Genomic DNA, 10,714 nt, shown 5'->3' with positions numbered 1-10,714 from the left:
CGATCGCGCCGCATCACTCGTTCGCAAACGGCTTGCCGGTCCTGTCGAAGTCGATCGGTTGCCCCGTATGCGGATGCGGCGTGAACGAGAAATGCGCACGCACGTACTTCTGCGATAGCGTGCACAGCAAGTCCATCAATGCAATCTGCTCGGGCGGAAAGACCGGCGCGCGATCCGCCGCGTCGATCGGTTTTTGCATGTAGCGCACGATGTCTTTTTCGAAATCGCTGACGCAATAGTCCAGCACCCGATCGCCTTCGATCGGATAGGCCGCCACCTTCAGTTCGGGATGCAGCGACAGATACGTGCTGAACAGACGCTCGGCAACGAATGGCAGGAACGGTGCGTCGTCCGAGTGGATCGTGGGCTCCAGCACCCCGCGCGCGGCCTCGGTGCCGCTCTGCGTTTCGAGAAACGTGGCAATCGGCTCAAGCACCTTGCCGACGTAGCTTTCCCAGAACGACTGCGAACCGACCCAGAAATTGCAATAGCACAGCGTGTGCGGCGACTGACGGGGCGCCTCACGCAGATTCCACGCAATGCCGCAGGCGTCGAGCAGTTGCTGGCTGCGCTCGACGAGTCCCGGATGCGCATGCTCGCCCTGCATCCACGCGGTGTACGAGAAATACGCGAGTTGCGGAAACGGATTGATCATCCAGACGTCGGCGTCGGCATTGGCCTGCACGAACTCCAGAAACCGGCTGCCGTCCATGCGCGCCTTCAGCGCGAACTTCGGCGAAAAAAGACCGGTGATCTGCTGCTGCCGATGCATGCCCTTGCGGTACATGTCGACGAGAATATAAAACTCGCGCCACGCGGCGTGCGCGTTATCGCGCAGTTCGAGCGGATGAAAAGCCTGTTCGGACAGGACCTGTCCCGGTGCGTAAAGCGGCTCGAAGATCTTGATCGATGCACTCATGACAGCCCTGCGATCTGCAGATAATAGTTTCCCGTATGCACGTTGCGCCGGAACAGCGTGAGCGATGCATTCGGCACCAGCACGTTGGGAAAGCGGGACAACGGCACGTTCAGCAGGTATTGCGAGATCACCGAGATCGGTCCCGCGTGACACACGGCGGCGATCAGGCCAGGCTGCTCAGCGTGCCGCAGCACCTCCTCCTCGAGCCAGTTCACCGAACGCGCGGCCAGTTCGAGATGCGACTCGCCGCCTTCGTAACGGTCCGACAGATGTTTGCCCCAGTCGGGAAACGCCAGACGAAAATCTTCGGCCTTCCAGGTCGCGAACCGCCCCGCATTGGTTTCGCCGAGACGGGCGTCGACGGTCCAGTCGCTGTTGTCCTTGAACAGCACTTCAGTGGTCTGCAACGCGCGCCGCCACGGGCTCGAAAAAACGCGGTCGGGCGCGAAACCGTGACTTTCCATCAGCGTGCGTAGCTTCGCGGCCTGCTGCAGGCCATGCTCGGTCAACTCGTCCTGCTCGGTCGAGTTCAACAGGCCAGCCACGTTGGCGTGCGATTGGCCGTGGCGAATCAGAAGAAGATCCATAGGTGTTAGCTGCTTTAAGGCTTGGGGTCGGGCAAGGCCTTCAGGAACATCGACGAAATGCGTCGCACGCTGAAACGGTCGAACACGTCGGCGTAGGCATTGCGGCGGATCGACTGGCGAAGCTGCGGGTCGCCCAGCATGTCCTCCAGCGCTCGTGCCCAGCTCTCGGCCGTGTTCGACGCAATGTATCCCGTCTCACGATGTTTGACGTTCTCGCGGTAGGTCGGGCAATCCGAATAGATGCTCGGGATGCCGAGGCTGCCGTAGTCCGCGTATTTGATCGGCGACTTGCACGAGTTGAAAAACAGCGTCTCCGGATCCTCTTCGGCGCCGAGCGGCACGATCGCGAACGTGTAGCCTTCGTCGCGAATGGCCTTCTTGTATTCGAGGTTGCCGCGGCTGCCGCGATGCGTCATGCGGGCAATCGTGTTGAGCTCCGGAAACGGATCGCCCCAGAAGTCGATCGACACGTTTTCGTGGCGCGCGAGAAAACTGCGCAAGGTGCCGAAAAACTCCTTGCGAAAGCTCACGAGCTTGATGCCGTCGAGATTGGAGAAGACGATCTTCGGCGGCTGGGTTTCGGTCCACAGTTCCGGCGACAGGTCGAATGCCTGATCGTCGAAACCGTTCGGGATGATCAGCACGTCGTCCGAGCGCCGCACTTTGCGCATGCGCTCCTGCAACAGCGAGTTCGACGCCGTGGCCGCGCTCGCTTCGCGAATCATCGCGAGCACGTTGTAGAGCACGTCCTCGTTCATTTCGAGCACGCTCCACGACGGCAGATCGAGCAGCCAGTCGTCGAGATCGTAAATCGTATGAAGACCGAGTTCGTTGGCCATCCGCATGATCTTCAGCGACAGATTCGACACGTGCTTGTTGAACAGCACGACGTCGAAGCGATGCAGATGGCTGACGCCAACGTCCGCCTCCGAGATCTGCTCCCATTCGATCAACCGATGGCGCTGCATGTACGAAAGCAAAGGCGCGAAGCGCGCGCCGATGGTGCGCGAATTCATTCGCCCATCGGTCATGGAGCGCCGCTGAACGACGAGCAGTCGGGGAATCTTAGTAATTTGTGAGGCCGGCATCGATCAGGTGTCTGATTAGGTCTGCTGCTACCGTGCTCGACGAGTGCCGTGCATAGACGCGTTCGTAGTTACTTTCAATCTTTTCGTCCCTGTCCGGGTCGGTCAGGGCAGCCTGAATGGCGGGAACGATGTCCGGCGCGCGGGTAGAAGCCGCGTACCAGACATTGTCGTCGAAGTGCTCGCGCTGCCAATCCCCATCAACCATGACGAGCGGCTGCTTCACGAACGCGCCTTCGAGGCACGAGCGCCCGGGCGGATCGAGGCTCGGCTCCGCCACTACCATCGCGCTGGCGAGCGCGGAGCGCAACAGCGCGCTGCAGGGCTGGATGAACGGCAGGAAATGAATGCCCCGACGCGCTTCGCGAACGCACTGCCGGTAATACTCCTCGTCCCTGAAACCGCCGACCATCAGGCCGTTCATGTCGAGCTGGTTCAGTGCGCGGATCAGTTCGAGCTGATTCTTGATCGGCTCGATCAAGCCGAGGCACAGCACGTAGTCCGAGACGTCGCAGACCGTGGGGAGCAAATCCTTGTCGGCCGGCAGCAGGAACCGGTCGGATATGCCGGAGCCCACCACCACGCATTTACCTGGATCGACCGGGATGTACCTGTTGAAGTGCGCGAGTTCGGCGGAGGACTTGAACAGTAGCCGCTCGGCACGCTGCACGAACGCCTCGATGCGGCTGATTTCCGCCGGGTCGGGCGCGCTCAACCACCAGACGTTCGGCCACAGGAACAGCTTCTTGCCCTGATTCACCGTTTCGCGAACGATCGCTTCGCCGTCCGCATGGACGGAGAAGTGCATCACCGCGTCGTAAAAGCGTAGCGGCCGGCTGCGAATGCCGTAAATGTCGGCCTGTACGTCCGAATCGTTGAGAAGTTCGGCGACCTGCACGAGTTCCGACTCACCACCACCGCTCGTCATGAACGCGGTACTGTGAGTAGTCAGGAGAATTTTAAAATGCATATTGCGGGCTCCGTCCCGAATCGTCCCGTATCGTGGGCGCTGCTGCCGTCCGCCGGACGGTGCGGAATTCGCGCGTTCGCGCGACCTGTGAAACAGGCGCGGACTATTATCGGCAGGGGCTCGATTTTACGCCAAATCGTCACGCAGACGATCGCCCACGAGCGACGCGCAGAGCACCCTGCTGCATGCTTTCGTCGGCTTACGTGGCTTACGAAACGATGACCGCCCCGCCCTCTTCTGCCGCGCACTCGCGAGCCACGCGCGGTATCCGCGGAAAACGGACGGCGCATGACCCTTGGCCTCGCGGCTGTGCCGATTGCTATGACGAATAATTTGTAAGTAACGGTAAATGCGGGCTCATGTCGGAACATCAGGAAATGTTGGACGTGCAGAATACTGGGGGTACGATAGACTGGCCGGCCGGGAGGGCCGGCTCGCCAGCCAGTCGGCATATCGGTATGAATTCGCTGTTCTGTCATGGCTTTTCGCAAATTCTTTCAAGCGGAGAAACAAGATGTCGGCATCGCCCGAGCTTCTCGATTCACTTGCCGCGCAGCATCCCGAGATTGCAGAACTGATCGCTGAACGGGACAAGTATCGCGACGCGCTTCAGGTCAATATTCCGCACTTTTCGAATCTCGGCGACGTGCCTCCAGGCCACTACTATTCGCCGATCCCGTCGATCCCCGACATCAAACAGGACGAAGCACGGCTGTTCGGCAACGTCTCGCGCACGCTGCCCGGCATCGAGTTCAACGAAGAGGCGCAGGTGCGGCTCGTCGGCGAGTTCGCCGACAAGTACTACGGCGAAATGCCGTTCGAGCCGCACAAGAAAGACGGCCTGCGCTTCTACTTCGAGAACGTGATGTTCTCGTATGGCGACGCGACGTCGCTGCACTGCATGATTCGCCACCTGCGGCCGCGCCGCATCGTCGAGATCGGCTCGGGTTTCTCGTCCGCCGTTTCGCTCGATACCAACGACCTGTTCTTCGACGGCCAGATCCAGTGCACCTTCGTCGAACCGAACAATGAACGCTTGCTGTCGTTGCTGACCGAGAAAGACAAGGTCACCTCGAAGATCGTCAAGTCGCTCGCGCAGGACGTCGACCTGTCCGTATTCGCGGAGCTCGAAGCGAACGACATACTGTTCGTCGATTCGTCGCACGTGAGCAAGATCGGCAGCGACGTGAACCGCATCGTCTTCGAGATACTGCCGATCCTCGCGCCCGGCGTGCACATACACTTTCACGACGTGTTCCTGCCGCTCGAATACCCGCCGCAGTGGATCTACGAAGGCCGCGCGTGGAACGAAGCCTATCTGCTGCGCGCCTTCCTCCAGTACAACAGCGCGTTCGAAGTTGTCCTGATGAATACGTTCATGGGACACTTCCATGCGGACCTGATGAACGCGCGGATGCCGCTCTTCATGCGCAATCCCGGCGCGAGCTTCTGGATTCGAAAGACACGTTAGGCGCCGCGGCGCAAACGTCTCACCTTTTGCGGAGATTGATAGATGACTTCGACGAACGCGCTCGAGCATCGCACCGAAGGCGCGTCCATGCGAGCCGGCTTGCAAGACGGGGTGCGCGCGATGAAGGTCGGCCGCATCCCGGTACCTGAGTTGCTACCCGGCACCGTGATCGTCAAGGTGGCGAGCGTCGGTATCTGCGGCAGCGATCTGCACGCTTACCGGAACGTCGACGTTCATCAAAGCGTTCCGAACGGCCACGAACTGAGCGGCACCGTGGTCGAGATCGGCGAGGGCGTGACGAGCGTGCGCGTCGGCCAGCGCGTGACGATCGACATGGTGATGGGCACCGCGTGCGGCAAATGCGAGTACTGCAAGCTCGGCACGCCGATTCACTGCCGCGCGCGCGAATTTCCGTTCGGCGGCGGCTTTGCCGAATACGTGCGCACCAAGGAATCGGGCGTGTTCCCGCTGCCCGATGCCGTCGACGATCAGCTCGGCGCCATCGTCGAGCCGGTGGCGGTCGGCATCCACGGGTGCCGCAAGATGCCGATTGCGCGCGGCTCGGTCGGCGTCGTGATCGGCGCGGGCACGATCGGCCTCGCGGCACTCGCCGCGGCGGTGGACGCTGGCAGTGAAAATGTCTACGTGGTCGCAAGACACGCGGCTCAGGCGCGCGCGGCGCTGGCGATGGGCGCCACCGCGATCCTGCCGGCCGATCGCGCCGAAGCGCTCGCCATGGTCGAACAGGCAACCGGCGGATTGGGCGCGCACTACGCGATCGAAGCGGTCGGCGGAACGGCCGACACGTTCGACTTCGCCTGTCAGTTCGTGCGCCCGCTCGGCCACGTGTGCGTGCTCGGTGCCTTCGATCACGGCTTCAGGAACATCGAAATCATCAAACCGCACATCAAGGAACTGACGATTCATTTGCCGAACTGCTACGGCTATATCGACGGTCAGCACGACTTCGCGCTCGCGATCGATCTGCTGGCGCGCAAGGGCGATACGTTGCGCGCCATGATCACGCACGACCTGAGCCTCGACGACGTCGACGAGGCCTTTCGTCTGGCCAGCGACAAAAGTTCGGACTCCATCAAGGTGCAGATGCATACCTGATGGTGTAAGCGGTCTCGCGCAATGCAGTGAACATCGGTCATAACTGGAAGCTGTGCCGTCCAATACGAGGAGGCAACATGGCGAAGGAAGACAATGCTCCAAGCATCGATGAATTTCGAGATAAGCGGCGTTGCCGTTTGCTGAAAGGCCTGAACGTCAAGGAAAGCGTCGGCGTGGAAATAGGCCCGCTTTGCTGGCCTCTCGTGCGACGCAGCGACGGCGGCGAGATCATTTACGTCGACCATACGGACACGCCGCACCTGCGAGAGAAGTACAAGGACGATCCTAATCTCGACGTCAATGAGATCGTCGATGTCGATGCGATATGGGGGCGCAATACGCTGCACGAAGCTATCAAGGGTCGCTATGTCGACTACGTGGTGGCCTCTCATGTCGTCGAGCATGTTCCCGATCTCGTGACGTGGCTAAGAGAACTGGCCACGGTTCTCAAGCGGACCGGCGAAGTGCGTCTCGCCGTGCCCGACCGGCGCTTCACCTTCGACTATTTACGCCGCGAAAGCCGGCTGCCCGAAGTGCTGGCAAGCTATATCGCCCGTGCCCGGGTACCGCAGTCCTACTCGGTACTGGATCACTGCCTGTCCGCCGCCGATATCTCGACGCTGGAAGCATGGCAAAAGCGGATCGACCCACATTCGGTCAAGCGGCTCCATACATGGCAGGGCGCGCTGCATGTCGCACGCGACGCCTTCGAAAACGGCACCTATCACGACGTTCACTGCTGGGTTTTCACGCCGCGCTCGTTTGCAAAACTGATCGCCGATCTTTGCGAAATGGAGCTGATCGATTTCGCTTGTGAAGATTTCAACGACACGCTGCACAACGATATCGAGTTTTCTGTCGTGATGAGGCGCTCGCGCGATCGCCAATATATTGCCGACAGCTGGCGGCGAATGGAGCGCGAGGCCAGCGACGCGACGCCGGCCGTGCCGTTCTGGCGCACGCATCGCAAACTCAAGGAGCTATGCGCCGGACCGAACGCCCGTAAGAGCACGCCGCGCGTGAGCGGACAGCCCAGCGAACTGGACCCGGACGTAGCGGTCGAATTGCCGCCGGGTTTCAACGAGCAGGAATATCTCGCCGTCAATACGGACGTGGCGGCGGTGGGCGTGAATGCGGGTCAGCATTACCTTCAATATGGATGGCGGGAGGGGCGGGCCTTGCGGCCGGCCCCCGAGGCTCAGGCTGCCCCTGCTCCGGTCGCCATTGAAGCGAGGTAACGATCGAGACGGGGAAACGCGCGATGACCTAATGGCTGGGCGGGCTAGCAGGAATCTGTACCGCCCAGTTCGGCGCGACCTTTAGCGTATGCCCCTTGTCGTTCGCCGTAATGTTCCACATTGGCCATTCCGACGCGGGAAATCTCGTAGCGCTGGCCAGCAGGATAACGACGGCGAATCCCCCCGCTAATACCCGCGACAGCTTCGACCTCGACGTTGCGATCGACAGCAGCGCGGCCCAGAAAAAGAACAGCAAGGCAGGATAGATGTACCGGGCACCGAAGCCGTACCACTCCATGTGCACCGAGTACGGATTCGATCTCGCGGCGCCGAGCAACCAGATGATGCCCGCCATCGGCGCGAGCAGCAGACAGGCAAAAACCGCTCGCGATCTCGCCACGACGAACACCAAGACGATCGCCAGGATCAAGCCGGCGATTAGCGGAATGCTATCCGGGGACGGCAGCAGACTGCAAAACAGCTCGCGGATCATCCGGGAGCCATAACGCCACACATACGGCGCCGGGCCGAAGTCGAGCGGCGGCGAGGCGTTCGTTGCGACCGCATAAACCTGCCCCGCTACGCCCGCGGTATAGACGGCCAGAAAGCCAGTCTGACGATATGAAAACTTCCCACGACGCCGCGCGCAGATACAAGCCAGCACGGTCGGGCCGAACGTGATGATGCCAAAGGGGCCTGTCAACGCAATGACCGCAGCCGCCAAGGCCCGAACGCTATACCAGGATGTCGGCGGATTGAACAGGTTTTCCCACAGCAGAACGATGAGCGCCGGAAGCAGTATCCATTGAATATTCGTAACGTTCAGCAGCGTCTCGCCCGTCTGCGGGACCAGCAGAGGTCCGAGTGCGAGAAGTGCGGCGATGGGACGCGAGAAGATTCTAAACGCGTGAGCCATGTAGGCGCTCGACCCGGCCGTGATCAACGCGCACGCCCACATGAAAAAGTACGGCGCCTCGTCGATTGGCGTCGTTTTCATCTGCAGCCACGCGACCAGACGCGGAACGACATGCCAATAGCCGGAATAGCCCTGGACGAATGACCGGATACCCAGTTCGTGCGCTTGCGCGATAAAGATCGTGGCGTCTTCGGCCCACAGAAAGCCGTGCTCGATGCGCTGAGGCGCCCGATACCACATGAGCAGCAACGCGCATAAAAACACGAGCAATGGGAAGAGGCGGGGTTTTTCTCGCTGCATACCCGTAATTCAGTATTTTTTGGACAAAAAGATGAGCAGAAGCCCACAGCCGACTCGAACATCGAGTCGGCCGTTATTGCCTCAAGCCGGCAGGCATGAAATCGCAACGAGTGTTGCAGGGCTCATCAGGTCCGCGGCCCTTTTGCGCATATTTGAATCTGCTGCTGCGTCCCCGCGGCGTCACTGCGCCGTAGCAGGCGGTAACCAGCGAAATGGAATGTGTCCACAGGAGCATAGGCCTGGCTCGCGAGCAGGCAATTCGCGCTTGCCTCGAAAGTCCAGAGCGGCTCATGCACGAGAATGTAATCCGGGCTGTACTTCGTGAGCCACGAGTAAAGATCCTTGCGAGCAATGTAGTCCGCGTTATAGCGATTGGTCAGACCGAGAATGTCGATGATGTACCGGTCGGAGTACCAGCCCACGGTTCCGATCTCGACGCTTGCAACGACCGCCTTGGCAGGTGTGTTGGTTTTTATCCATTCACCAATATTCTTGTATGCGTCCATGGGGCCGCGCTGCACGTTCGAGATACTAAAGCTGTGGTAAACGAAGCCGCTCGTGACGAGAAAAAACGCAAGGAACAGCGAGAGGAAAACAGAACTCTCCCGGGACCGCTCGTACGTGAAGCTGAGCACTCTCCACGCGCCGACACCAACGAACAACAAGCCGAAGAAGAAGAATGGTGCGTAGTACCAGTGGTAATTCGGAATATGCAGAAACACATAAAACGAGCCCAGCAGCACGAGATAGAGAATGACGAGCCACGCGATCCTTTTGCCGAGACTCGACAGCACACCGACGAGACCGATCGGCAGCATGAACGCGAGCAGCCGGAAGTCGCCCCCGAAGAAAGCGTCCTTCATGTACTGCACGTGGAGAAAAATCAGTCCCTCGCCCCAGTACCCCGACTTGCCCTGTCCGAGCTTCGCATTGCCGGTGGCCGGAAGAAACGCGCCGTAGTAGTAGTAGTTAAATATGAAATTGGCCGCGAGCAGAATGACCGGCGCGACCAAATACTTAACATGAGGCAGTTTTCTGTTCCTGATGAAGTAATCGACGACCACGACGAGGCCAAGGAACACACCTTCACTGCGCGTGATGAACAGCAGGCCCAGCACCACACCCAGACCGAAAAATTGCTCCCTGCGATAGAGTACCAATGCGAGCGCGGAGAGGAACAGAAACAGCGAAGTCTCCATCCCAAAGGTGTCGTAAAAATAATTGAAGGAAACAACGATCAGCGCGCACAGCGTCTGTTCGTATTTTCCGCTCGCCAGCAGATGCGCTCCGGTGATCGCGGCCGCGCACAGGAACACGAACGACAAAAAGATCGTCGTATATTGCAAATTACCGGCCACGACGTTCGCCACGATCAGCAAGTAGGAGTACAACGGCGAGGTGAGCCCGTTGAAGCGATCGCCCGCGTTGTAGGTAAGCCCTTGCCCGTCAAACAGATTGCGCAAATATCGCAGATAGATCAGCGAATCATCGAGCTGAAAGTTGCGCGTCTGCCACGCGAGATAACCACCCACGGCAATGGTGACCGGCAGTAGAAGCGCGTTCTCCGAAAGGTACTGTCTAAATCGTTGCATGTTCATTGGTCAATATTTTCTGATTACGCGCGTGCGGCAGCGCAACTACAAAAATCAATGCATTGCCCGAATCAGGCAAAAACGAACTTCTTGTCGAGCCGATATTTGACTATGTAACCGATCACGAGGCCAATCACGCCGCCCGTAAAGCGGGCAGGCTCGGAATGATAGATCGCGTCCGCGCCGAATTCGAAGCCCCAGAAAATCGCCGTAGTTGCGAGCCCCATCACCGTGTACAGCAGAAAACTCTGTATGCCGTGCGACAGATCGCGATGCTGGTATCGAAAGATCCAGAGCTTGTCGAGTAAGAACTTCACCACCAGCCCGCCACCCGTTCCGACGACCACCGACAGCGGCACGCTGAACGCTCCCGAATAGGTGATCAGCGAGAGCTTCTGCAGACCGATATTCGCGGCGATCGAAACTGCCGCGAATATCGCGTAAAAAATCACGAGGCGCGACGCGCTCATGGGAGTTGCCGAGGAGTTCACGAAAGGCACACCAGGTCAGGAAGGTCGAA

10 protein-coding genes are annotated in these 10,714 nt (G+C 59.6%); 3 read left to right on the top strand and 7 right to left on the bottom strand.

What is annotated here, in order from left to right; all coding sequences use genetic code 11:
- Positions 1-13 precede the first annotated feature (13 nt).
- From HDG33_RS31400 to HDG33_RS31385, 4 genes are read right to left on the bottom strand one after another with little or no spacing between them, the layout of a single operon-like run.
- On the bottom strand, positions 14-919 hold the full coding sequence (locus HDG33_RS31400) for a hypothetical protein (protein WP_184038549.1): 906 nt from the start codon (positions 917-919) through the stop codon (positions 14-16).
- Complete coding sequence (locus HDG33_RS31395; RefSeq protein WP_184038546.1) at positions 916-1,506, bottom strand: histidine phosphatase family protein; 591 nt, start codon at positions 1,504-1,506, stop codon at positions 916-918. Before HDG33_RS31395 ends, HDG33_RS31400 begins: the two co-directional genes overlap by 4 nt.
- Before the next feature lie 14 nt (positions 1,507-1,520).
- A complete protein-coding gene (locus tag HDG33_RS31390) occupies positions 1,521-2,522 on the bottom strand; it encodes a glycosyltransferase (protein WP_260330647.1) in 1,002 nt (333 codons plus the stop codon).
- Positions 2,523-2,571: 49 nt separating this feature from the next.
- Positions 2,572-3,561 (bottom strand): glycosyltransferase family 4 protein, encoded by a 990-nt coding sequence (locus HDG33_RS31385; RefSeq protein WP_184038540.1) that lies wholly within the window; start codon positions 3,559-3,561, stop codon positions 2,572-2,574.
- A gap of 514 nt (positions 3,562-4,075) precedes the next feature.
- Here HDG33_RS31385 and HDG33_RS31380 point away from each other — a divergent pair.
- From HDG33_RS31380 to HDG33_RS31370, 3 genes are all read left to right on the top strand, one after another.
- Positions 4,076-5,032, top strand: a complete 957-nt coding sequence (locus tag HDG33_RS31380; protein WP_184038536.1) for a class I SAM-dependent methyltransferase — start codon at positions 4,076-4,078, stop codon at positions 5,030-5,032.
- 42 nt (positions 5,033-5,074) lie between these two features.
- Complete coding sequence (locus HDG33_RS31375; protein ID WP_184038533.1) at positions 5,075-6,148, top strand: zinc-binding dehydrogenase; 1,074 nt, start codon at positions 5,075-5,077, stop codon at positions 6,146-6,148.
- 77 nt (positions 6,149-6,225) lie between these two features.
- On the top strand, positions 6,226-7,386 hold the full coding sequence (locus tag HDG33_RS31370) for a methyltransferase domain-containing protein (RefSeq protein ID WP_184038530.1): 1,161 nt from the start codon (positions 6,226-6,228) through the stop codon (positions 7,384-7,386).
- A 28-nt stretch (positions 7,387-7,414) separates the two neighbouring features.
- On the opposite strand, the gene HDG33_RS31365 is transcribed toward HDG33_RS31370, so the two are convergent.
- The 3 genes from HDG33_RS31365 to HDG33_RS31355 all read right to left on the bottom strand — a co-directional run bounded on the left by HDG33_RS31365 (position 7,415) and on the right by HDG33_RS31355 (position 10,664).
- Positions 7,415-8,602, bottom strand: coding sequence for a hypothetical protein (locus tag HDG33_RS31365; RefSeq protein ID WP_221311601.1), 1,188 nt, complete (start codon positions 8,600-8,602; stop codon positions 7,415-7,417).
- Positions 8,603-8,727: 125 nt separating this feature from the next.
- Positions 8,728-10,200: a hypothetical protein gene (locus HDG33_RS31360; protein WP_184038524.1), complete on the bottom strand. Its 1,473-nt coding sequence runs from the start codon at positions 10,198-10,200 to the stop codon at positions 8,728-8,730.
- 65 nt (positions 10,201-10,265) lie between these two features.
- The gene (locus HDG33_RS31355; RefSeq protein ID WP_184038521.1) at positions 10,266-10,664 is read right to left on the bottom strand and encodes a GtrA family protein; all 399 of its coding nucleotides are present in this window, start codon (positions 10,662-10,664) and stop codon (positions 10,266-10,268) included.
- Positions 10,665-10,714 lie beyond the last annotated feature (50 nt).

It is taken from the genome of Paraburkholderia sp. Cpub6 (genome assembly GCF_014201065.1).
Classification (GTDB): Bacteria; Pseudomonadota; Gammaproteobacteria; order Burkholderiales; family Burkholderiaceae; genus Paraburkholderia; species Paraburkholderia tuberum.
This window is presented reverse-complemented; position numbering and strand designations above follow the sequence as displayed.